This is a genomic window from Deinococcus gobiensis I-0 (assembly GCF_000252445.1).
Taxonomy (GTDB): domain Bacteria; phylum Deinococcota; class Deinococci; order Deinococcales; family Deinococcaceae; genus Deinococcus; species Deinococcus gobiensis.
This window is the reverse complement of sequence record NC_017790.1, coordinates 490,309-512,472: the sequence shown is the minus strand read 5'-3', so window position 1 is coordinate 512,472 and position 22,164 is coordinate 490,309. Positions and strand designations below refer to the sequence as shown.

Sequence of the window (22,164 nt, the reverse complement as noted above, 5' to 3'; positions counted from 1 at the left end):
CGCCGAACGGAGGAGGGGGAAGGCCGCTTGTTCGGCCTTCCCCCTCCTCCGTTCCGGACGATCCCGCCTGCCGACGGACCTACTTGAACAGCGGCAGGTGGCCCAAGGCGATCACTTCGGGGCGCTCCTGGCCCTCGGTGAAGACGGCGACCACGGCCGCGACCTCGCCGCCCACCTCCTCGATGATCTGCTGGAGCGAGTGCAGGGTGCCGCCGCTGGAGACCACGTCGTCCACGATGGCGACCTTGTGGCCCCGGATCTTGGGCACGTCGAAGCCGTCGAGAACGAGCAGCTGCGGCTTGCCGGTCGTGATGCTGACCACCTCGCGCGCCACCGGCTCGACCATGTAGGGCTTTTCCGTCTTGCGGATGACGATGTAGGGCTTGCCACTCTCGCGGCTGATGACGTGCGCCAGCGACAGCGCCTTGACTTCGGGGGTGACCAGCACGTCGACATCGGCGGGGATGAGGGCGGCCAGTTCGCGCCCGGCCGCCTCGGTGACCTCGGTGTCGCCCAGCATGTTGAACAGCGCCACGCTGACCCCTGGCGCGACTTCGACGACGGGCAGCTCCCGGCTCACCTGGCCCACCTGGACCTGAAACGTATTCACGCCCGCAAGTGTACCCCGCCCGGGCCAAGACGCCTGAGGACGCAGGAAACCAACACAGCCGGATGTCGGCCAGATGAAAGATGAAGTTCAGGTCAAGGTCTGAAGTCATCCGGCCGGGCCGCGCCTGCTTAAAGCTGAGTGGGCCAGATGTTTCCTTTGGACCGTGCGGCGGCCTGCGGGCCGGCCGGCGCGGGCTGCCGCCTGTCGGCCACCGGCCGACTTCCGACCCCCACCCCGACCCCCACCCCGGAGGTTCTTCCATGAAACGAATCGCTGCCCTGACCGTCCTGTCCGCCCTCGTGCTGTCGGCCTGTAACAACGGCCCTGTCACACCCGCCGCACCCGAGGGCGTCACCGCCTACGGTCTCGTCGGCGGCAACCAGCTCGCGACCTTCGGCACCGCTAACGCCGCCGCGAGCTACCGCGCGGTGAGCGTCACCGGCCTCGCCGCCGGCGAAGCGCTGGTGGACCTCGACTTCCGCAACACCGACAACCGGCTGTACGCCGCCACGGCGGCGGGCAAGATCTACGTCATCAACACCGATACGGGCGCGGCCACGGCCGACGGTTCCTCGGTGGGCAAGGCGACGCAGGCCATCGACTTCAATCCGGTCGCCAACCGCCTGCGTGTGGTGGGCACCGCCAACGACAACTACCGCCTGACCGTGACCAGCACGCCCGTGCCTTCGACCTCGCCGGCCGGGACCGTGACCTCCGACGGCAACTTCGCCTACGCGGCAGGGGACGCTACGACCGCGCCCGTGCTGACGGCAGCCGCCTACACCAACTCGTACAACGACAGCACGGCCGGCGCGGTGCCGACCGGCGCGGCCACCGTCCTGTACACCATTGATTCGGCCAACGACACCCTGGTCGAAAATACGGTCGGCCCAGCCTTTAGCACCCTGGTTACCCGTTCGAAGCTGGGTGTGGACGTGGGCACCGGCCTGGTCGGGTTCGACATCGCCGGGGCCAGCGACGCCTACATGACGGCCGTCCTGGGCAACAGCACCACCCTCTACCGCGTGAACCTGAGCGCCACCTCAAGCGCCGCGACCGCTGTGAGCACCATCAGCGGCGTGAGCATCAAGGCCCTCGCTCTCAAGCTGCCCAGCCGCTGAATCTGAATGGGCGGGCCAGACCGGGATGGCCCGCCCCTACCGTGGCCCGCTACCCTTGCGGCATGACCTTCCCGCCTGCCCCCGCGCCGGACGCCCCAAAGACCGAGTGGCGGACCTGGGCACGGGCGGCACGGGCGGCCCTGCCCGACCGCTCGGAAGCCCTTACCGCCCACCTGCGCGACCTGCTGCACGCCCAGGGCGCGCGGAGGGTGCTGGCCTACCGCGCGCTGCCGGGCGAACCGGACGTGTCGGGGCTGGAGCACGATTTTACGCTGCTGGCCCCACGTGCCCGGTTTCGGCCCTCACCGCGCCTGACCCTGCACCCCTGGCACACCGCCACCGAACCCAGCCGCTTCGGGGCGCTGCAACCGCCGGCCGACGCGCCCGAAGAAGCCCTGGCGACGGTGGACGCCGTGTTGCTGCCCGCCCTGGCCTACGACCGGCGCGGCGTGCGCCTGGGCTACGGCGGGGGCTTCTACGACCGCCTGCTGCCGGACTTCGGCGGGCTGGTGATCGGGGCAGTGTGGTCGGCGCTGGTCGTGCCGGAGCTGCCCAGCGAGCCCCACGACTGCCGCGCCGGGTGGCTGGCGACGGAGGACCGGGCCGAGCGGGTGCGGGACTGAGCCGTCCCCTCCAGCCCTCACCCTCCCTACTCCACCCGCAGCTCGGTCTGGACGGGTCCGGCGCGGTCGGCCACGATGGCCCGGGCCACGGCGTCGGGCGACAGGGCGCCTTTCGGGGCGCGCCCCACCTGGGTCCACAGCCCCGTGTCCACGGCGGGGGGCAGCACCAGCGTCAGGGCGAGGCCGCGCGTTTCCAGCCGGGCGATCTCGGCGGCGCGGGCCAGGGCCGCCTTGCTCGCCGCGTACTGCGAGAAGCCGCGCGCGGTGACGAGTTCGGGGCGCGCGCCGATGAGGTACACCCGGCCGCCGGGCGCCAGACGGGCCAGCCCGTGCTTGAGGACCCACAGCGCCCCGAAGTAGTTCGCGTTCCAGACCTGGCGCACCTGTTCGGCCTTCGCCTCCGCCAGCGGGTGCGGCCAGGCGGCCCCGGCCGCGTAGACCAGGGTATCGAGTGCGGGGGCCCCCTCGAACAGCGCGCGCACGTGGCTCTCGAAACCCACGTCGGCCACGCGGGAGGCCGCGCCCAGTTCGGCGGCGAGCTGCGCCAGTTTGCCCTCGTCACGGCCCGAAAGGGTCAGCGTGTCGCCCTGCGCCGCGAAGGCCCGCGCCGTCGCCGCCCCGATGCCCCCGGTCGCCCCCAGAATCATGGTCTGCATGGCCCACAGCAAAGCGCATGGCCGCGCCCCGAACGGTACGGTCGCCTACGCCCTAACCCTCCCGGTCTTCACCCAGCGGCCAGGACCCGGCCGGCAGGTAGACCCCGCCCGGCCCGGCCTTGCGCAGCAGCGCGACCTCGTGGACGGTGAAGGCCAGCGGCCCGGCCTCCAGGTCCGCGAAGGCCACGCGGGCCGACGCCAGCAGCGCCGACAGGTCGGTGCCCCGCCGGGCCAGCGCGACCGAGAGGTGCGGCGTCATGTGCGGTCCCTCGTAGCCGAACCGCTGCGCCGGGCGCAGGGCCGCGAGCAGGGCGAGGTGCAGGCCCACCACGTCCGGGCTCTGCACGCCGAGGTACAGCGCCGTGCCGTTGCGGAAGACCGCCGGGCCGCCGACCTGAACCCGCACCGGGGGGTACGCCGCGACCGCCGCCCGCGCCGCGTCTGCCCAGCCCAGGTCGGGCGCGAGGCCGCTGCGCGCCTTGACGGTGATGTGGGGGGTGGCCGCCGCGTCGCGCAGGGCGTGGGCCTTCCGGAAGGCGGCAATGCGCGCGGCGAGGGCCGGGGGCGGCAGCGCCGCCAGCAGGTACGAGGGGCTCATGCGGGCCGGAACACGCGCGGGACGCGGCTTTTCGGGTCGGACATGCGCCAGTCTAGCCCCCGTCCCGGCACGCCGGGCGTCCAGACGGCCCGGACGCCCGGACGGGGGGTCAGGTACAGTTCTGACGTGACCCAGACCCCTGATCCGGTGCTCAAACGCACCCCGCTGCACGCCGCCCACCTGCGGGCCGGGGCGCGGATGGTGCCCTTCGGCGGCTGGGAGATGCCGGTGCAGTACGCCGGCCTGAAGGCCGAACACGACGCGGTGCGTACGGGCGCGGGGATGTTCGACGTGTCGCACATGGGCGAGTTCCGCGTGACCGGCCCCGGCGCGCTGGCCTTCCTCCAGCACGTGACCACCAACGACGTGAGCAAACTGCGCCCCGGCCGCGCCGGCTACAACTGGCTGCCCGGCGTCGCGGGCGGACTGGTGGACGACATCTACATCTACATGGCGGCCCCCGAAACCTACCTGATGGTGGTCAACGCGGGCAACATCGCCAAGGACTGGGCGCACCTCCAGGCGCAGGTGGGCGGCTACGACGTGACCCTCACCGACGAGTCGGGCACGACCGCCCTGATCGCCGTCCAGGGGCCCAAGGCCGCCGAGACGCTCCAGCCGTTCACCGATACCGACCTGGGCGCGAAGAAGAAGAACGCCTACTTCGCGGCCAAGCTGTTCGACTTCGATGTGCATCTGGCGCGCACCGGATACACGGGCGAGGACGGTTTCGAGGTGTTCGTGGACGCCTCCGAGGCCGAGACGCTGTGGGACAAGCTGCTGGCGGTCGGGATCGTGCCCGCCGGGCTGGGGGCGCGCGACACGCTGCGGCTGGAAGCGGGCTTTCCGCTCTACGGCCACGAGTTCGGTGACGACATCCACCCCCTGAGCAGCCACTACGGCTGGGTCGTGAAGGACAAGGCACACCTGGGCCGCGAGCACCTGCAACAGCCCGCCGCGCACCGGCTCATCGGCCTGCGCCTGGAACGCGTGCCGGTGCGTGAGGGGTACCCCGTGAAGGTGGACGGGCAGGTCGTGGGCCGCGTCACCTCGGGCACGACCAGCCCGACGCTGGGCCACCCCATCGCCCTGGCCCTGGTGGACGCCGACGCCGCGAACGCCGAGACCTACGCCGTCGAGGTGCGCGGCAAGGACCACCCGGCGACGCGCATGGCCGTGCCCTTCTACGTCAGCGGAAAATAGGCCGACCCGGTCTGGGCCGCGGCCCCGGCGGCCGGCCCATCCCCCACTCACCACCCCTACCGGTCCCCTCAAGGAGAATTGACCATGCCCAACACCCCCGACACCCTGAAATACGCCGCTTCCCACGAATGGCTCGCTTCCGACGGCACCGTCGGCATCTCCGACTTCGCGCAGGACCAGCTCGGCGACGTGGTGTACGTCGAGCTGCCCGAGGTGGGCCGCGTGGTCACGGCGGGCGAGACGGTCGCCGTGGTCGAGTCGGTCAAGACCGCCAGCGACATCTACGCCCCGGCCAGCGGCACGGTCACGGCCGTCAACGAGGACCTGTCGGGCAGCCCCGAGAAGGTCAACGAGTCGCCCTACGAGGGCGGGTGGCTGTTCAAGCTCGACGTGACCGACGAAAGCCCGGAACTGCTGGACGCCGCCGCCTACGAGGCGCAGGCGAACTGAGGGACGCGTGCCCGCGCCGGTTCCGGCCGTCCTGATCACCGGCATGTCGGGCACGGGCAAATCTACGGCGCTGCGGACCCTGGCCGCGCGTGGTTACGGCGCGGTGGACACCGACGACGAGGGCTGGTGCGAGCTGCACGCCGGCCCGGACGGTCATCCCGAGCCGCGCTGGCGTGAGGACCGGATGCGGGCGCTGCTGGACGCCCCGCGCCGGGAGCCCCTGTTCGTGCAGGGCTGCGTGCCCAACCAGGGGCAGTTCTACCCCGACTTTTCCCGGGTCGTCCTGCTGAGCGCCCCGCTGGACGTGATGCGCGCGCGCATCCTGGCCCGCACGGACAACCCCTACGGCCAGACCCGCGCCGAGTGGGCGCGTATTCAGGCCGATACGGCCGAGGTGCTGCCGCTGCTGCGCGCCGGAGCCGATCTGGAACTCGACACTTCCCGGCTGGGCCCCGACGAACTGGCCGACCGCCTCGTCGCCCTCGTCACCCCTGCGGCCGGCAGCTGAGCCGCCCCCTCCCCTTTTCCGTTTCAAGGAGTACCCCATGACCCGTCCCCCCCTGTCCCGTCCGCTGGCCGAACTGCTGCAAACCGACGACTTCGCCCGCCGCCACATCGGCCCCAGCCCCGCCGAACAGGCCGAGATGCTGGCGGTGCTGGGCGCGGCCAGCCTCGACGAGCTGACCGAGACCACGCTGCCCGCCGCCATCCAGTTCGGGGGCGACTTGCAGGTGGGCGGCCCCGTGACCGAGGCGCAGGCGCTGGCCGACCTGAAGGCCGTCGCGCAGAAGAACAAGGTGTTCCGCAGCTACATCGGCATGGGGTACTCGGGCACGCACACCCCGCCCGTGGTGCTGCGCAACATGCTGGAAAACCCCGGCTGGTACACCGCCTACACGCCGTACCAGGCCGAGATCTCGCAGGGGCGGCTGGAAATGCTCCTGAACTTCCAGCAGATGGTCATGGACCTGACCGGCATGCCCGTGAGCAACGCCTCGCTGCTCGACGAGGCGACCGCCGCCGCCGAGGCGATGACCCTCGCCAAGCGGCAGGTCAAGGCGAAGGGCAACGCGTTTTTCGTGGCCGACGACGTGCATCCCCAGACGCTGGACGTGATCCGCACCCGCGCCGAGTACTTCGGCTACGACGTGGTCGTGGGCGACCCGGCGGACGAGCTGCCCGAGGGTGTGTTCGGCGTGCTGGCGCAGTACCCCGGCACGTACGGCGAACTGCGCGACCTCTCGCCCATCGCCGAGCGGGTGCATGCGGCGGGCGCGGCGCTGATCGTGGCGACCGACCTGCTGGCCTGCGCGCTGCTGACCCCTCCGGGCGAACAGGGGGCCGATATCGTGGTGGGCAGCGCCCAGCGCTTCGGCGTGCCGATGGGCTTCGGGGGACCGCACGCGGCGTTCCTGGCCTGCCGCAGCGAGTACCAGCGTTCCATGCCCGGCCGCGTGATCGGCGTGAGCAAGGACGCGCGCGGCAAGACCGCCCTGCGCATGGCGATGCAGACCCGCGAGCAGCACATCCGCCGCGAGAAGGCCACCAGCAACATCTGCACGGCGCAGGCGCTGCTGGCGAACATGGCCGCCGCGTACGCCGTGTGGCACGGGGCCGAGGGCATCCGGACGATTGCCGAGCGCGTGCAGAAGCTGACCGGGATGCTGGCGAAGGGGTTGCAGGACGGGGGCTACCCCCTCAACGAGACGTTCTTCGACACGGTGACCTTCGACGGCGACACGCAGTTCATCCGCGAGCGCGCCGAGGCGAAGGGCATGAACTTCCGGTATGAGGGTGAGGCCTATATCCCCACCCGCGTCTCCATCAGCCTGGACGAGACGACCACGCCCGCCGACCTCGCGGACATCCTCGAAGTGGTGACCGGGCAGACCGCCGACCTGGCCGCGCTGGAAGCGGGCGCAGTGGACGGCATCCCCGACGCCCTCAAGCGCCAGAGCGAGTACCTGACGCACCCGGTCTTCTCGGCGCACCACTCCGAGCACGGGATGCTGCGTTACCTCAAGGCGCTGGAGAACAAGGACTACAGCCTCGTTCACGGCATGATTCCGCTGGGAAGCTGCACCATGAAGCTCAACGCCACCACCGAGATGATTCCCGTGACGTGGCCCGAGTTCGGCGGCCTGCACCCCTTCGCGCCCGCCGAGCAGACCGAAGGTTACGCCGAGCTGCTGACCGAGCTGGAAGCGTGGCTGGCCGACGTGACGGGCTACGACGCCGTGTCCCTCCAGCCCAACAGCGGCGCGCAGGGCGAGTACGCGGGCCTGCTGGTGATCCGCAAGTACCACGAGAGCCGGGGCGAATCGCACCGCACCATCTGCCTGATTCCGGCGAGCGCGCACGGCACCAACCCCGCGAGCGCCGCCATGATGGGCATGCAGGTCGTGGTGGTCAAGACCGATGATCAGGGCAACATCGACATGGCCGACCTGAAGGCGCAGGCCGAGAAGCACAGCGCCAACCTGGGCGCCCTGATGATCACCTACCCCAGCACGCACGGCGTGTACGAGGAGAACGTGACCGAGGTGTGCGAGCTGATCCACGCGCACGGCGGGCAGGTGTACCTCGACGGCGCGAACATGAACGCGCAGGTGGGCCTGAGCAAGCCCGGCCTGATCGGCAGCGACGTGTCGCACCTGAACCTGCACAAGACCTTCGCCATTCCGCACGGCGGCGGCGGCCCGGGCATGGGGCCGATTGGCGTGAAGGCGCACCTCGCGCCCTTCCTGCCCAACCACGCCGTACGCCCCACCAGCGAGAGCCGCACCGGGGCCGTGAGCGCCGCACCGTACGGCAGCGCGAGCATCCTGCCGATCAGCTACCTGTATATCCGGCTGCTGGGCGCGCGGGGCCTCAAGCAGAGCACCCAGGTCGCGCTGCTGAACGCCAACTACGTCGCCGCGCGGCTGGGCGGGGCCTTCCCGGTGCTGTACACCGGCCTGAACGGGCGCGTGGCCCACGAGTGCATTCTGGACATCCGCCCGCTGAAGGCCGCGACCGGCATCAGCGAGGAGGACATCGCCAAGCGCCTGATGGACTACGGCTTCCACGCCCCCACCATGAGCTTCCCGGTGCCCGGCACCTTGATGGTCGAGCCGACCGAGAGCGAGCCGAAAGCCGAGCTGGACCGCTTCGTGGACGCCATGCTGAACATTCGCCGCGAGATTCAGGAAGTGCAGGACGGGCTGCTGAAGGCCGAGGACAGCCCGCTGAAGCACGCGCCGCATACGCAGGACGACCTGATGGCCGATGACTGGACGCGGGCGTACAGCCGCGAAGTGGCGGCCTACCCGGCCAAGGCCCAGAAGGCCTGGAAGTACTGGCCCAGCGTCAACCGCGTGGACAACGTGTACGGGGACAGGAATTTCGTGTGTAGCTGCCCGCCGATGGAGGATTGGGTCGGGGCTTGAGTGTAAAAATTCGATTAAAGGGGGGAGTAGCCTTCCCCCCTTTAATCGAATTTTTGCAAAGTTTCTTTTATAGGTAGGTATATTACTTTAGCCTCTTCTGGATATATCTCTATCCATGTACTGATAAACGCACCTGAAACTACATTCCCACTTAAATAACCAAGTTTATCTCCTAGCTGTCTAAATAGCAAATGGTGATCTCGGTTTGTACGCCTCACTTCCTCAACTGCAATTTCAACACGATCTTGATCGGCAGAACTTAAATGCATGGCGATAGCAAGTCTTGCTTTAAACTCCCTAATCTCATCCTTAACTTTATCATATATATATGTTTCAGGCGATTGTCCTGGAAGTTTATAGACTTTTTTAGAAGCGTTAGCTTCTACAGATGCATCTCCGTCAAGATAACATATGGAAGTCAATGAGGCCGCTGGGTTAATACTGTGAGCGATATGAGTACTCAGAGCTTTGGAGTCACCACCTATATTATACACCCCTACGCTATCTCCACGAGCAGGATGATGCGCCCTTATAACTGCTTCAATCCAGTATTTTGCAAAAACATCTTCCACAAATACAGCTAATTCACTGTCTACATTTCCAGATATGCTTCTCAGCATATTTACGTCTAGCTTTCCTTGTCTAGCAACTCCATTTTCAATTGCCCATATTGCCTTACTAGGCAAAACTCTTAGAGCGTCATTAGAGTGAGTTGTAAATATAGTTTGAATTCCTTTTCTATACGCTATATCTATCAGATATTCTACCATTTTTACAGTTGCTAAAGGGTATAATCCGTTTTCTATTTCCTCTATCAGAACCAGCGAATTATTAGAGGCCCTTCGAGCTTCATAACCATTCTGATAACACTAGATTCTCCTGCACCAAAATGAAATTCGGAATACGACTTACCATCAGCAGTCACTCCCGCTAACAAAGATATTCTGCCCAACTTATCTATTTTGATATGACTAAATTTATTTATATCTTTTCCTAAAATTTTAGAAACCGCCAAACTGACGTCGGTAGCCATAGCTTCAATCTGCTTATCATCAATTTCATAATTATTTGAAGCCAGCTTCTTCATCTCAGTACGCTCGCTGGCTGGAAGTGTTCGAATAACTCCAAATACCAAGACATCTCTTTTAAGGGTGTCCCGAGACCATTTTGAGCTAGTAAATGTTGCGTTCTTTCTAATTACGTCTCTAGTTGAAACTGATTTATCCACAGCTTCATATGACATTTTCCAGCCTTGCATGCTGTTATCCAATGCACCGCTTTTAGCAAAAAACTGTCTTGGCTTAATACTCTCATACAGACATGCCGCTGCACCTAGAATTGTAGTTTTACCGCCCCCGTTTCTGCCAATAATTGCCGTAACAGGAAAGTCAAACTGAATCGACGCATTCTCGAAGCCCCTCACCTTTTCTAATTCGATCTGATATATACTTATTGATATTTCTCTTATCAATTTTTTCTAAGAGCTCATTAATTGTGCTGTCTCGAATCTCAGATCTATAGACATGCAGTGTCATCCTCTTCCTCCCAACTTTTGCCTTCCCAAATTCTTTATCACGAAGCTAGGTCATACGGCCGTTGACTTACCAAGTTTGCTATACACTATTTTAACCACAACTCAAGCCTATTGGTAGAAATTCTTACGCCCCAGCTACGGCGGCGGCTGACAATGCCGCATGACCCAGGACGACCCCCGCCAGCCCGCCCCGAACATCCCGCCCCAGAAGCAGGACAACCCCGGCACCGAAGGAGCGCTGAACCCCAGGGCCGACCACGGCGAAACGTCGTACCGGGGCAACGGCAAGCTGGAGGGCAAGGTGGCCCTCGTGACCGGCGCCGACAGCGGCATCGGCAAGGCCGTGGCCTTGGCCTTTGCGCGCGAGGGCGCCGACGTGGTGGTGTCGTACCTCGACGAGCACGAGGACGCCGAGGACACGGCCCGGCTGGTGCGCGAGGCCGGCCGCCGCGTGCTGCTCCTGCCGGGCGACATCGGCGAGCAGGCCCACTGCCACGAACTCGTCGAGCGCACTGTGGCCAAATTCGGCGCGCTGGACGTGCTGGTCAACAACGCCGGCTACCAGAAGAACTTCGGGGACATGACCGAGGTCACGCCGGACGACCTGGAGCGGCACTACCGCACCAACGTCTTCGCCATCTTCTACCTGTGCCAGGCGGCCATGCCGCACCTCCAGCCGGGCGCGAGCATCATCAACACGGCGTCGGTGCAGGCGTACCAGCCCACGCCGACCATCCTCCCCTACGCCTCGACCAAGGGCGCGGTCGTGACCTTCACCAAGGGCTTCGCCAAGGCGCTGGGCGAGAAGGGCGTGCGCGTGAACGCGGTGGCGCCGGGGCCGATCTGGACACCGCTGGTCGTGCAGGGCGACGCCGAGTCGGCCCCCGAGTTCGGCAGGAAGACCCCGCTGGGCCGCCCCGGACAGCCCGCTGAACTGGCCGCGACCTACGTGCTGCTGGCCTCGGCCGACAGCAAGTACACGACCGGCGCCGTCTACGCCATCACCGGCGGCGAGATCACCGCTTAAGGAGGACCTGCCATGACCCCCGACGACAAGACTTACAACCCCCCCGTGGACACCGACCCCGCCGAGACGCCCACCAGCACCACGCCCGACACCGACCTGCCCAACATGTCGCGCCCCGAGTTACAGGAGCGTCCCCTTTCGGGCGACCCGCTGAACCCCACCACCGACACGCCGCGCACCGGGGGCATGGGCGGGATGCCCGGCACCATGAGCCCGGCCCCGGCGGTGGGGGCCGATACCGACGGCGCCGGCTCCGCGCCGACCTCCGAACTCGAAGATTTGTAGGGCGGCCGGAAGGCAGGCACGACAAGGCCCCGGACCATCTACAGGTCCGGGGCCTTGTCTGCCTCGTCTCAGCGCTTGCTGCTGTGGTCGCCCTCGGCAAATTCCTCGACGATCTTCTTGTTGAAGGCGGGGATGTCGTCGGGGTTGCGGCTCGTGACCACGCCCTTGTCGGTCACGACCTGCTCGTCCACCCACTGCGCGCCGGCCAGCTTCAGCTCGTGCTGGAGGCTGGGCCAGCTCGTCAGCTTGAGGCCCTTGGCGATACCCGTTTCAGACAGGCTCCACGGGCCGTGACAGATCGCCGCGATGGGCTTGCCACTGTCGTAGGCGTCCCGCACGAACTTCATGGCGGCGTCACTCAGGCGCAGCTTGTCGGGGTTCACCGTACCGCCGGGCAGCACCAGGCCGTCGTAATCGGCAGCGCTGACTTCATCCACCGTCTTGTCCACGTCGTACTTGGCCTGCGGCTCGATGTCGCCTTTCATGCTCTGGATCTGGCCCGACTTCAGGCTGACGAGGTGGGTGGTCGCGCCCGCGTCTTCCAGCGCCTGACGGGGGCCGGTCAGCTCGACTTCCTCCACGCCGTCGGCGGCCAGGATGGCGATCTTCTTGCCTTCTAAGGTCTGCTTGGTCATGGGGCCAGCATGCCGCCCGCTTCTCCCGGCCCCATGACGGGCGACTGAACCGGCATTTAGGGCCTGTTGAGCCGCACTTTAGGCACCCTGCCCCAGGGCACCTTTGCCAACAAAAGACTCCCCACGTGGGGGAGCCTGGGAACCCGCGCGACCTACTCGCCCGGCGTGATCACTTCGACCGCGTTCAGGACTTCCAGGACGCGGTAGGTGTGCTCGGCGCCCTTGGGCACGCGGTAGCTGTCGCCGGCCTCCAGCGTGAGGGTCTGGCCGTCCACCGTCAGCTCGACCTTGCCCTGAATGACGTAGCCCAGCGTCTCGTAGGCGTTGGCGTGGGGGGTCTTGTCGGCGGTGTCCTGCGGCTGCTCGTTGTGCCACAGGCGCATGCTGCTGCTCTCGCCCTTGATCAGGTGATGCTCGCCGTCCTTGCCGTGCGTGGTGCTGCCCTGGCTGACCTTATAGCTGCTCTGCTGTGTCATGGACCCAGCGTCGCAGCCGCGCCGCGCGCCGGGGTGAGGCGGACATTCAGGCGGCTTGGGCAAGGCGGCTCAGTCCGGCCGGGGCCGCGCGCGCCACGCCAGCCACGCGCCCCACAGGTTCAGGGCCGCGCCCAGCAGGTGCCAGGGCCAGGCCGCGCCCGCCAGCGCCCAGGCCAGGGCCGCCAGGGCGCCCAGCAGGTTCAGGCCCAGCCCGATCACCAGGGTCAGTCGCTCGTGCGGCGTGTGATACATGGGCGTGCGGGGGTTGGGATCGCTCATGGCGTCGCGGGCTTCGGCGTAGCGGATCAGGGTCAGGACGCCGTATACAAGCAGCAGCCCGGCCAGCAGCATTCCCGCCAGCCCCAGGTAACGCTCGCCGCCGTAATCGAAGGCCCCCAGCCCGAAATGCGCCAGCGCAGCCAGGATGCTGACCCCGGCGAGGCCGAGCGTGCGGGGGGTGCTGTAGTTCGGCGCGTCACCGAGGGGCATAAGGGTCAGGGCAGTGTAGGCCGCCCCGGCCCCACCAACTGGCTGCCCGCTTGCAGGCGGCTGTCAGGGCTCAGCTTCCGGCGGCCACGAGCAGCAGCACGCTGCCCGCACGGGTGGGCAGGGCCTCCCACGGCCCGGTCGCCGCGTAGCCCTCGCCGGGGCGCAGGCGCACGAAGTTGCCGTCGGGAAAGTCGAGCAGGACCTCGCCGTGCAGGCACAGCAGCCAGCCGCGCTGCGCGCCTCCGTCCGTCTTACCGGCCAGCCCCAGCACCTGAAGCGCGCCTCCCGGCAACACGACCCACTGGCCCGGCGACCCCTGGGCCAGCCGCACGAAGTGGAGGGCCTGGGGCACCTCCGGACGGGCGCGGGGCGGCGGACGCACTCAGGCCCCGCGCGCCGCCTGGTTCAGCTTCTTACTGGCCTGCAACGCCATTCCCTTGGCCTTCTTCACGTCCAGACCGAGTTCGGGGGCCACGTCCTCGACCTTGCGCCCCTGCTCGCGCATGGCGGTCACCAGCTGGCGCTCCTGCGCGCTCAGCACCCCCACGTGGGGCCTCAGGTCGGCCCAGGTCAGGGCCACCTTGGCCGGGGCGGCTTTGGCTGCCGTCTTAGGGTCGGGCTTTTTGGCTGCCGCCTTCTTCGGAGCTGCCCCGGTGGCGGTCTTGCGGGGGGCGGCCTTGGCGGCTCCAGCTTTGGCCGTACTCGTTTTGGCCGGGGCTTTGGCCTTGCCCGCCTTCTGCCCCGCCTTCTTCTGGGGCTCCTTGCCGCGCTCCTCCAAGATTTCCAGGGCGCGCTCGGCGCTCAGGGTACTTTCCTCCTCGCCCTTGCGCAGCGTGGCGTTGCGCTCGCCGTCGGTCAGGTACGGCCCGAAGCGGCCCGACTTGAGCAGGATGGGCGCGCGGCCCTCGAACTCGAAGGTGCGCAGCGGCGCGGCGGGCGCGGCCCGGCCCCGGCCGAAGCGCGGCTGCATGAAGATCGCCTCGGCCTCGTGGATACCCACCGTGAAGAGCTGGTCGTGGCTGGTCAGGCTGCGGCTCTCGTTCCCGCGCTTGAGGTACGGCCCGTACTTGCCGTTGAAGGCCCAGATTTCCTCGCCCTCGCTGACACCGACCATCCGGGGCAGGCTCAGCAGCCGCAGGGCCCGTTCCAGGCTCAGGGTATTCAGGTCGTCGCCGGGAAAGAGGCTGGCGGTGCGGATAGGCGGGTTCTCCGCCCCCAGGGTCACGTAGGGGCCGTAGCGCCCGGCGCGGGCGACCACCGGCTGCCCGGTCGCCTCGTCGGTGCCCAGCACGCGGTCACCGCTGGGGCGCGCGAGCAGGTCTTCAGCCTTTTCCAGCGTCAAGTCGTCGGGCGCGAGGTCGTCGGGGAGGTTGGCCTTGACCTCACCGCGCTCCATGTAGGGGCCGTAGCGCCCCACCCGCACCTCGATGCCGCTGCCGTCGAGCCGGGGCACCCGGATGGTGGCGATGCCCCGGGCGTCGATCTCGCCCATCTGGCGCTCGATGGTGGGCTTGAGGGCCATGCCCTCGACCGCGCCGCCCTGCGCCGACTCGCCCAGGTAGAAGCGGCGCAGGTACGGCACGCGGTGTTCGCGCCCGCCCGCGATCTCGTCGAGGTCCTCTTCCATCTTGGCGGTGAAGTCGTAGTCCACCAGCCGCCCGAAATGGTGCTCCAGCAGCGCCGAGGTGGCGAAGGCCGTCCACGAGGGCACCAGGGCCTGCCCCTTCTTGGTCGCGTAGCCCCGGTCCTGGATGGTGCCCAGGATGCTCGCGTAGGTCGAGGGCCGCCCGATGCCCGCACCCTCCAGCGACTGCACCAGGCTCGCCTCGGTGTAGCGCGCGGGGGGCTGGGTCTCGTGACCCTCGGGTTTCACGGCCTCGGCCTGCACGCGCTCGCCTTCCTTCAGGGGGGGCAGCGGCGTCTCGCGGTCTTCCAGGGCGGCGGCGGGGTCGTCACTGCCCTCCACGTAGGCCCGCAGGAAGCCGGGAAAATCGATGGTGCGGCCCGAGGCGCTCAGGGCCACGGCCTCGCCCGTGCTCGCCTTGCCCGACAGGCGCACGCGCAGGCTGCGGCCCCGCGCGTCGGCCATCTGGCAGGCCACCGTGCGCTTCCAGATCAGGTCGTACAGCCGCCACTCGTCGCCGCTCAGCTCGCCGCGCAGGCTGTCGGGCGTGCGGAAGGAACTGCCCGCCGGGCGGATCGCCTCGTGGGCCTCCTGGGCGTTCTTGGCCTTCTTGGCATACACGCGCGGCTGCGGCGACAGGTAGTCCTGGCCGTACATCTGCGCGACCTGGGTGCGCGCCGCCCCGACCGCCTCGCTGCTGAGGTTGGTCGAGTCGGTGCGCATATAGGTGATGTAGCCGCCCTCGTACAGGCGCTGCGCCGCGCGCATGGTGCGAGTGGCGGCAAAGCCCAGCTTGCGGCTGCCTTCCTGTTGCAGCGTCGAGGTGATGAACGGCGGATACGGCCGCTGGGTAAAGGGTTTTTCCTCGGCGGAGGTGACGGTCAGGGGCTGACCGGTCAGGCCGGTCGCCAGGGCACGGGCCTCGGTCTCGGTCAGGAGCCGGACGTCCACGCCCTTCTTGAGCCGGCCGGTCAGCGGGTCGAAGTCGCGGCCCGCCGCCAGCTTGTGCAGCTTGCCGTCCGGACCCGACACGTCGGTCATGCGGGCCGGAAAGGTGACGCCCCCGGCCGTGCGCCCGGTCACGAGCAGATCCCACCACTCAGCCGACACAAAGCGCATCCGCTCGCGCTCGCGCTCGACGAGCATCCGCGTGGCGACCGACTGCACGCGTCCGGCCGAGAGCTTGGGCGCGACCTTCTTCCACAGCACCGGGCTGACCTCGTAACCGTAGAGGCGGTCGAGCGCCCGGCGGGCCTCCTGCGCCTCGACGAGGTTGGTGTCGATCTGGCGCGGCGCGGCGATGGCGGCCTGGATGGCTTCCTTGGTGATCTCGTGGAAGACCATCCGCCGGACCGGCACCTTGGGCTTGAGTTCCTGGTACAGGTGCCACGCGATGCTCTCGCCCTCGCGGTCGTCGTCGGTCGCCAGGATGATCTCGTCAGCGCTCTGGGCCATCTTCTTGAGCTTGGCGACGTGCTGCCGCTTTTCCGGCGAAACCACGTACAGCGGCTGGAAATCGTTCTCGATGTCCAGGCCCAGACGCGCCCAGGCCTGTCCCTTGTACTTCTCGGGGATGTCGGCGGCGCTCTTGGGCAGGTCGCGGATATGTCCGATAGACGACTCGACCGTATAGCCCTTTCCGAGATACTTCTCGATGGTGCGGGCTTTGGCGGGCGATTCGACGATGACGAGGGTATTGGACATAAGACGCTGACTCCGTGGGGGATGAAGAAAAATTCTGCCCAGAGCGTACCATGCCCCCTGACCCCTTTATGAGGACGGGGGTTGCAATAGCCAGAGGGTTGTGGTGGGCCAAGGCAGGCGGGCGTCGGCGGCGGGGCGCAGGCTCCGGGTACGTTGACGCTGCTCGCCGCCCTGGCTCTGGCTGCTGCGCCCCGATCGGCCCAGAAGCCGCCGCCAGTGGTCTGCCCGGCCGTCCTGACTCCCCCCGTCGCCGTGACGCTGAAGAACGAGCGGGGGCTGGTGCTGGCCGACGCTTCGGCCCCTTTGTTCGCGCCCCAGCGAGAGGCAGAGATCCGGGTGAGGCGAGAGGGCCAGGGGCGGTATACCGTCAGCGTCCAGCGGCAAGGGTACAGGCCGGTCACGCTGCGCCGCGTCCGGATCGAGGTCAACGAGTGTGGCCCGGTCGAGTCCACCCCACTAACCATCCGCCTGACGCCTGTGCCGAACGCGCCGACCGTCCGCCGCTTCGTGGTGCTGGGGCCGCGCGACCTGCGGGTGGGCTCCTGGCCGTTCTACCAGCGGTATACGGCCTTCGTGGACGCCCCCGCCGGGCAGCGCGAGGTGGTCTGGTCGTCGAGCAACCCGGACGTGGCGACCGTGGACCAGACCGGGATGCTGCGCTCGGTGTGCAGCAGGGGAGGCGGCTGGACCCAGTACGGGCGGCGGCGGGATGGTGTGCCCGCGCGGCAAGGTGGACCGCTGATCAGGCCGGGCTGAGCTGCGCCGTTTCCGGCGCGGGCTGCGGGGCCGTCTCCCCGGCCCGCGCGTCCAGCACCTCGTCGGGGACGCCCGCCAGGGCCGCCTCGACGACCTCCAGCCCGGCTCCCGGCCTATGTCCCTGTTCGGAGATCGTGCGCTTCCAGTGCCGCGCGCCCGGCTGTCCGGCGAACAGCCCCAGGGTGTGCTTCATCATGCGGTTCAGGGGCTGGCCCTGCGCGAGCTGCGCGGCGACGTAGGGCAGGTACGCCTCGGTGGCCTCGCGGCGGGTGACGGGCGTGGCGGCCTCTCCGAACAGGTCGCGGTCGGCCGCCGCCAACAGGAAGGGGTCCTGGTAGGCCGCGCGGCCGATCATCGCGCCGTCGGCCCAGGCCAGGGCGTCCTGCGCGGCGTCCAGCGAGAGGATGCCGCCGTTGAGCACCACCGTCAGGTGCGGGAACTCGGCCTTCAGCCGCTGCACCACGTCGTAGCGCAGCGGCGGAATCTCGCGGTTCTCCTTGGGCGAGAGGCCCGAGAGCCAGGCCTTGCGCGCATGCACGATGAAGGTCGTGACGCCCGACTGCGCCACCGTGCCGACGAAGTGCGCGAGATGGCCGTAACTGTCCAGATCGTCGATGCCGATACGGTGTTTGACGGTCACGGGCAGGGAGGTCGCGTGTCTCATGGCCTCGGCGGCGCGGGCCACCACGTCGGGGGTCGCCATCAGGCACGCGCCGAAGGCCCCACTCTGCACGCGGTCGCTGGGACAGCCGCAGTTGAGGTTCACCTCGTCGTATCCGTAGTCCTCGGCCATGCGGGCGCACTCGGCCAGCGCCGCCGGGTCGCTGCCGCCCAGTTGCAGCGCCAGCGGGTGCTCGACCACGCCGAAACCCAGGTGCCGTTCACGGTCGCCGTGCAGGACGGCGCCGGTCGTGACCATCTCGGTGTACAGCAGCGTCCGGCGGGTCAGCGTGCGGTGGAAGGTGCGGCAGTGCCGGTCGGTCCAGTCGAGCATCGGCGCGACCGAGAGGGTATGCGGCGGGCGGGGGGCGGCACTCATACGGCCGGTCAGTGTACGTCGGCCGCGGCGGGCGGAATGTGGGCCGTAGGCCGGGCTTCGCCGCCCGCCTCACGGCCCCACCGCCCGGCTTATTGCCCCTTGTCGTCCTGCGGCACCGTGCCGAAGCTCGTGCCGGTGCTGTGGTCGCTGTCCGTCTGGCCCGCCGGCGCGGGAACGGCGTCGGGGGCGGGCACGGCGGCGTCGCCCAGCGGCGTGTCGGTCATGCCCGTCTCGGACTCGTCGGCGTAGCCGGAACGGTCGCTCATGCCGTTGCCGGCGTCCTCGGGCAGGCCCGTCTGTTTGGGATCGGTCATGGAGACAGGGTAGGCGGCGACGGGCCGCAGCGGACCAGGGCAGGCTTTAGCAAATGCCGGGGCCTTGGCCCTCCTCCCCGGCCCGCTCAGGCCACCAGCGGGTGCAGCTCGTCGCCGCTCACCAGCCCCAGCCAGTGCAGCGCGCGGCTGGCCGAGACGTACAGCAGCCGGCGCTCGTACTCGGTGCTCTCGTCGTAGGTCTGCGCGTCGGCGCGCGCCACGATGGCCGCGCTGAATTCCAGCCCCTTGGCGAGATTCACCGGCAGGATGACCAGTCCGCCCCGGTAGCGGTGCTCCTGGGTGGTGATGGGCTGGGCGTCGGTGTCGTGGTCGCGCAGGGCCACACTGAGGTTGTCGGCGTCGGCCGCGCGGCGCGTCACGATGGCGATGTTCTCGTGGCCGGCCGCGCGGGCGTCGCGCACCGCCTGGGCCAGCAGCGCCAGTTCGTCGCCGCCGGAATAGCGCTGCACCTCGGCCCCGTCGCGGTCCACCCCGTGCACCTCGGCCGCGCGGTTGTAGGTCGAGGCGATGCGCGCGCCCAGCGCCGTGATCTGGCGTGTCGAGCGGTAGGTGCGCGACAGCGTGAGCACCTGCGCGCCGGGCAGCTGCTCGCCCACCGCCTCCCAGCTGCTCGGGCCCTTGTAGCCGTGCATGCCCTGGTTCAGGTCGCCCAGCGCGGTCAGGTGGCCGGGGCGGGTCGCGCGCCCCAGCAGGGCGTACAGCAGCGGCGAGTAGTCCTGCGCCTCGTCGAGCACCACATGGTCGAAGGGCTCCAGCGTGCGCCCGACCACCCGCCCGATGCCGCCCGTGAAGGCCTGCACCGCCAGCATCAGCGGCAGCTCGGTCACGTCGGCGTGCGCGCGCCGGGGGGCCGGAATGCCGCTCAGGGGATCGGCCAGCAGCAGCTCGATCTCGCGGGGCTTGAGCAGGCCGCTCGCGCCCAGGGCCTCGGCGCTGCCCAGCAGCCGCCGCGCCTCGGTGACGGGCGTGGTCGAGGCGAAGACGCGCCCCAGCAGCGTGGTCAGCGGCGTGGCGAGTTGCCGGCGCACGCTGGCCTCCTCCTCGTCGGGGACGCCCAGGCGCGAGACAGCCTCGGCTTCGATCAGGCGGCGCATGCCTGCGCGGTAGCCGTCGAGGGGATCGGCGGCGAAGACCTCGCGCAGCATCCCGGCCAGCTCGGCTTCCGACAGGGCGAAGGTGTATACGCCGCGCCCACGCACCTCCACGCTCTCGCTGAGCGCCTGGCCCTGCAGGGCCGCGTTGAACTTGCCCCACAGGTGGGTGCGCACCACGTCGAGCATCCGGGCGTCGCCCAGCAGCTTGGCGCGGCGCCACGCCAGCGCCCGGCGGCCGTTGTCCTGGTCGGTGAGCAGCAGGCTCAGCGTGCGGTCGGTAATCTCCAGCTTTTCCAGGCCCAGCAGGCCGGTCCCCCAGACCTCGGGCGTGGTCACGGTGACGCCCGAGATGCCCAGCTCGGGCAGGATGCGCGCGGCGTAGGTCGCCAGCACGCGGTTGGGCATGAGGACCATGCAGGCCTCGGGGCGGGCGCGGTGTTCCTGGCGGTCCGGCGAGGTCATCCACGCGAGGCGGTGGAAGCCGATGGTCGTCTTGCCCGACCCCGCCGCCCCCTGGATGATGACCGGCGTCCCGGCGGGGTAGCGCATCGCCCCGTTCTGCTCGGGTTGCAGGGTCTCGACCACGTCGCGCATGGCCGCCGTGCTCTGCTCGGCCAGCCGGCGCAGCAGCACTTCCTCGCGCCCGCCGGTGTCGCCGCCCGCCTCGTCGTCGTACAGGTCGGTGACGCGGCGCAGTTCCTTTTGCGCCACGTCCAGCTGCCGCCGCCGCCGGATGGTGCCCTGGCCGCCCCGGCGCGGGGTCCAGCCCAGCGTGTCGGAGTAGAAGAGGCTGCCCACCTCCGAGTCCCAGCTCACGACGCTGTGCGGCCCCTTGAGGTCGCGGAAGGCATGCTTGCCGATGTAGAGGGTCTGCTCGCGCCCGCCGACCCGCACCTTCAGGCTGCCGAAGTAGGGCTGCTGCACATGCACGCTGAGCATGGCGGCGTGTTCCTCGGCGGTGTCGGCCATCGTGACGCTCGTCTCCAGGTCGGCCCCGGCGTTGCGGTCGCGGTCTTCCCAGGTCTCGATCTGGCGCAGCACGGCGGCGACCGTGCCGGCCAGATGTTGCTGCTCGGCTTCAAAATCAGGGTGGGTGGGGGTGCGTGGTTCTGCCACAGGCATAACGTGGAGGATACCGCGTCGGCGAGTCGTGGGCGGTGGGATGTGGCGGGCGCAGCCACGCGTGGCCACCCACCCACCGCCCCCATTGCCCGCACTCTACTCGCTCCGCTCCGCCTCGGGGGCCGTCTCGTCCTCCTCGCCGGGGCGCACGACTGCGTGCGGGGCGACCACGCGGCCGGGGCCGATGTCCGCGCCCGCCTCCACCCGCGCGTGCGCGCCCACCACCGTCGGGCGGCTGTTGGCACTCCGGCCCCCTACCCCCGCACCCGCGCCCACCTCGGCCCCCGTATCCACGACCGCGCGGCTCACGACGGCCCCGGCCCGCACCGCTGCGCCCGGCTGCACCACGCTGTCGCGCACCACCGCGCCCGCCTCGACCACCGCGTTCGGGCCGATCACGCTGCGCGTCACCTCGCCCGCCACCACCGCCCCGCCGCACACGAAGGCGTCGTCGAGGTGGGCCGTGCGCGCGATGTGCGCGGGGGGCCGCGCGAGGCTCGACGTGATGAAGGGCCACTCGGGGTCGTCGAGCGCGAAGCCCTTGCCGTCCAGAAAGTCGCGGTGCGTCTGGAGATAGGCGTCGAGCGTGCCCACGTCCATCCAGTAGCCCTCCAGCGCGAAGGCGTAGGCGTCGCCGCGCGCCACGAGTTCGGGCAGCAGGTACTCGCCGTAGTCGCCCAGCTCGCCCCGGCGCTCCAGTGCCTCCAGGGTCCCGAGCAGCACGTCGGCGCGGTACACGAAGACCTCGGCAGTGACGGTCGGCCCCAGCGGCTCGTCGGGCTTGTAGGCGAACTCGGTCACGCGGCCCTGGTCGTCCACCCGCACGTTGCCGAAACGGGTGGCCCCGGCGGGGTCGTCCAGCTCGGTCGTGACCATCGTGACGCTCGCGCCGCTTTCCTGGTGCGCGCGGATGACCTCGGCGTGGTCGAGGCGGTAGATGTGGTCGGCACTCAGGACGAGCACGAGGTCGGGGCCGAACTCGCGGATGAGGTGGGCGTGCTGCGCCAGCGCGTGCGCGTTGCCCTGCGAGAACTCGCCGTCCTCGTTGTCGGGGCTGGAAAAGGGCGGCATGACCACCAGCCCGCCGCGCGTACGGTCCAGGTCCCAGGGCCGCCCGCCCGAGAGGTGGTCGTTCAGGCCGTGCGGCAGATACTGCTCGATGACCCACACGTCCTGCACGCCGCTGTGCACGAGGTTGCTGAGCGTGAAGTCGATCAGGCGGTAGGTGCCCAGGAACGGCACGGCCGGTTTGGCGCGCTCGTCGGTCAGGGGCGAGAGCCGGCTGCCCCGCCCCCCCGCGAGGACGATGGCGAGAACCTTCTGGCGGGCGATGCGGGTCGTCACACCCCGCAGTC

Annotated in this window: 23 protein-coding genes; 9 read left to right on the top strand and 14 right to left on the bottom strand. The window is 68.7% G+C overall.

Annotation, left to right across the window (positions count from 1 at the left end):
• Positions 1 to 79: 79 nt before the first annotated feature.
• Positions 80 to 610 carry a phosphoribosyltransferase family protein gene (locus tag DGO_RS02450; RefSeq protein WP_014683899.1) on the bottom strand — a complete coding sequence of 177 codons (531 nt, stop codon included), beginning with the start codon at positions 608 to 610 and terminating at the stop codon, positions 80 to 82.
• A gap of 260 nt (positions 611 to 870) precedes the next feature.
• Here DGO_RS02450 and DGO_RS02445 point away from each other — a divergent pair, with 260 nt between their 5' ends.
• Both DGO_RS02445 and DGO_RS02440 read left to right on the top strand, forming a co-directional pair.
• The gene (locus DGO_RS02445) at positions 871 to 1,731 is read left to right on the top strand and encodes a DUF4394 domain-containing protein (protein WP_014683897.1); all 861 of its coding nucleotides are present in this window, start codon (positions 871 to 873) and stop codon (positions 1,729 to 1,731) included.
• A 62-nt stretch (positions 1,732 to 1,793) separates the two neighbouring features.
• Positions 1,794 to 2,354 carry a 5-formyltetrahydrofolate cyclo-ligase gene (locus DGO_RS02440; protein ID WP_043800717.1) on the top strand — a complete coding sequence of 187 codons (561 nt, stop codon included), beginning with the start codon at positions 1,794 to 1,796 and terminating at the stop codon, positions 2,352 to 2,354.
• Between the two features lie 26 nt (positions 2,355 to 2,380).
• Here the strand turns inward: DGO_RS02440 and DGO_RS02435 are convergent, their stop codons facing one another.
• Together DGO_RS02435 and DGO_RS02430 are read right to left on the bottom strand one after the other, a co-directional pair.
• Complete coding sequence (locus tag DGO_RS02435; protein ID WP_014683895.1) at positions 2,381 to 3,010, bottom strand: SDR family NAD(P)-dependent oxidoreductase; 630 nt, start codon at positions 3,008 to 3,010, stop codon at positions 2,381 to 2,383.
• Between the two features lie 52 nt (positions 3,011 to 3,062).
• Positions 3,063 to 3,608, bottom strand: coding sequence for a 2'-5' RNA ligase family protein (locus DGO_RS02430; protein ID WP_014683894.1), 546 nt, complete (start codon positions 3,606 to 3,608; stop codon positions 3,063 to 3,065).
• 126 nt (positions 3,609 to 3,734) lie between these two features.
• Between DGO_RS02430 and gcvT the strand changes: the two genes are divergently transcribed.
• The 4 genes from gcvT to gcvP all read left to right on the top strand — a co-directional run bounded on the left by gcvT (position 3,735) and on the right by gcvP (position 8,689).
• Positions 3,735 to 4,811: a glycine cleavage system aminomethyltransferase GcvT gene (gene gcvT / locus DGO_RS02425; RefSeq protein ID WP_014683893.1), complete on the top strand. Its 1,077-nt coding sequence runs from the start codon at positions 3,735 to 3,737 to the stop codon at positions 4,809 to 4,811.
• A gap of 84 nt (positions 4,812 to 4,895) precedes the next feature.
• The gene (gcvH, locus tag DGO_RS02420; protein WP_043800712.1) at positions 4,896 to 5,261 is read left to right on the top strand and encodes a glycine cleavage system protein GcvH; all 366 of its coding nucleotides are present in this window, start codon (positions 4,896 to 4,898) and stop codon (positions 5,259 to 5,261) included.
• A 7-nt stretch (positions 5,262 to 5,268) separates the two neighbouring features.
• Positions 5,269 to 5,769 (top strand): AAA family ATPase, encoded by a 501-nt coding sequence (locus DGO_RS02415; RefSeq protein WP_226991420.1) that lies wholly within the window; start codon positions 5,269 to 5,271, stop codon positions 5,767 to 5,769.
• Between the two features lie 37 nt (positions 5,770 to 5,806).
• Positions 5,807 to 8,689: an aminomethyl-transferring glycine dehydrogenase gene (gene gcvP / locus DGO_RS02410; RefSeq protein ID WP_043800709.1), complete on the top strand. Its 2,883-nt coding sequence runs from the start codon at positions 5,807 to 5,809 to the stop codon at positions 8,687 to 8,689.
• Between the two features lie 41 nt (positions 8,690 to 8,730).
• Here gcvP and DGO_RS21550 read toward each other — a convergent pair whose 3' ends face one another.
• Positions 8,731 to 9,459 carry a hypothetical protein gene (locus tag DGO_RS21550; RefSeq protein ID WP_014683889.1) on the bottom strand — a complete coding sequence of 243 codons (729 nt, stop codon included), beginning with the start codon at positions 9,457 to 9,459 and terminating at the stop codon, positions 8,731 to 8,733.
• Positions 9,460 to 9,503: 44 nt separating this feature from the next.
• Positions 9,504 to 10,112 (bottom strand): ATP-binding protein, encoded by a 609-nt coding sequence (locus DGO_RS21545; RefSeq protein WP_169330983.1) that lies wholly within the window; start codon positions 10,110 to 10,112, stop codon positions 9,504 to 9,506.
• 271 nt (positions 10,113 to 10,383) lie between these two features.
• Here DGO_RS21545 and DGO_RS02405 point away from each other — a divergent pair, with 271 nt between their 5' ends.
• On the top strand, positions 10,384 to 11,250 hold the full coding sequence (locus DGO_RS02405; RefSeq protein ID WP_043800706.1) for a glucose 1-dehydrogenase: 867 nt from the start codon (positions 10,384 to 10,386) through the stop codon (positions 11,248 to 11,250).
• 12 nt (positions 11,251 to 11,262) lie between these two features.
• Positions 11,263 to 11,535, top strand: a complete 273-nt coding sequence (locus DGO_RS02400; RefSeq protein ID WP_014683886.1) for a hypothetical protein — start codon at positions 11,263 to 11,265, stop codon at positions 11,533 to 11,535.
• Between the two features lie 68 nt (positions 11,536 to 11,603).
• On the opposite strand, the gene DGO_RS02395 is transcribed toward DGO_RS02400, so the two are convergent.
• From DGO_RS02395 to topA, 5 genes are all read right to left on the bottom strand, one after another.
• Positions 11,604 to 12,170 (bottom strand): type 1 glutamine amidotransferase domain-containing protein, encoded by a 567-nt coding sequence (locus tag DGO_RS02395; protein ID WP_014683885.1) that lies wholly within the window; start codon positions 12,168 to 12,170, stop codon positions 11,604 to 11,606.
• 152 nt (positions 12,171 to 12,322) lie between these two features.
• The gene (locus tag DGO_RS02390) at positions 12,323 to 12,646 is read right to left on the bottom strand and encodes a cupin domain-containing protein (RefSeq protein ID WP_014683884.1); all 324 of its coding nucleotides are present in this window, start codon (positions 12,644 to 12,646) and stop codon (positions 12,323 to 12,325) included.
• A 69-nt stretch (positions 12,647 to 12,715) separates the two neighbouring features.
• Positions 12,716 to 13,135, bottom strand: coding sequence for a hypothetical protein (locus DGO_RS02385; protein ID WP_014683883.1), 420 nt, complete (start codon positions 13,133 to 13,135; stop codon positions 12,716 to 12,718).
• Between the two features lie 70 nt (positions 13,136 to 13,205).
• A complete protein-coding gene (locus DGO_RS02380; RefSeq protein ID WP_145975231.1) occupies positions 13,206 to 13,517 on the bottom strand; it encodes a hypothetical protein in 312 nt (103 codons plus the stop codon).
• Positions 13,518 to 16,463 carry a type I DNA topoisomerase gene (gene topA / locus DGO_RS02375; protein ID WP_014683881.1) on the bottom strand — a complete coding sequence of 982 codons (2,946 nt, stop codon included), beginning with the start codon at positions 16,461 to 16,463 and terminating at the stop codon, positions 13,518 to 13,520.
• Positions 16,464 to 16,616: 153 nt separating this feature from the next.
• Here topA and DGO_RS02370 point away from each other — a divergent pair, with 153 nt between their 5' ends.
• A complete protein-coding gene (locus DGO_RS02370) occupies positions 16,617 to 17,219 on the top strand; it encodes an Ig-like domain-containing protein (RefSeq protein ID WP_145975230.1) in 603 nt (200 codons plus the stop codon).
• On the opposite strand, the gene dusA is transcribed toward DGO_RS02370, so the two are convergent.
• The 4 genes from dusA to DGO_RS02350 all read right to left on the bottom strand — a co-directional run bounded on the left by dusA (position 17,206) and on the right by DGO_RS02350 (position 22,153).
• Positions 17,206 to 18,258, bottom strand: a complete 1,053-nt coding sequence (gene dusA, locus DGO_RS02365; RefSeq protein WP_043800703.1) for a tRNA dihydrouridine(20/20a) synthase DusA — start codon at positions 18,256 to 18,258, stop codon at positions 17,206 to 17,208. The two genes, DGO_RS02370 and dusA, sit on opposite strands and share 14 nt — an antisense overlap.
• 89 nt (positions 18,259 to 18,347) lie before the next feature.
• The gene (locus tag DGO_RS02360) at positions 18,348 to 18,572 is read right to left on the bottom strand and encodes a hypothetical protein (protein WP_014683878.1); all 225 of its coding nucleotides are present in this window, start codon (positions 18,570 to 18,572) and stop codon (positions 18,348 to 18,350) included.
• A gap of 86 nt (positions 18,573 to 18,658) precedes the next feature.
• Complete coding sequence (locus DGO_RS02355; protein WP_145975229.1) at positions 18,659 to 20,809, bottom strand: HelD family protein; 2,151 nt, start codon at positions 20,807 to 20,809, stop codon at positions 18,659 to 18,661.
• Between the two features lie 96 nt (positions 20,810 to 20,905).
• Complete coding sequence (locus DGO_RS02350) at positions 20,906 to 22,153, bottom strand: glucose-1-phosphate adenylyltransferase family protein (RefSeq protein WP_014683876.1); 1,248 nt, start codon at positions 22,151 to 22,153, stop codon at positions 20,906 to 20,908.
• Positions 22,154 to 22,164 lie beyond the last annotated feature (11 nt).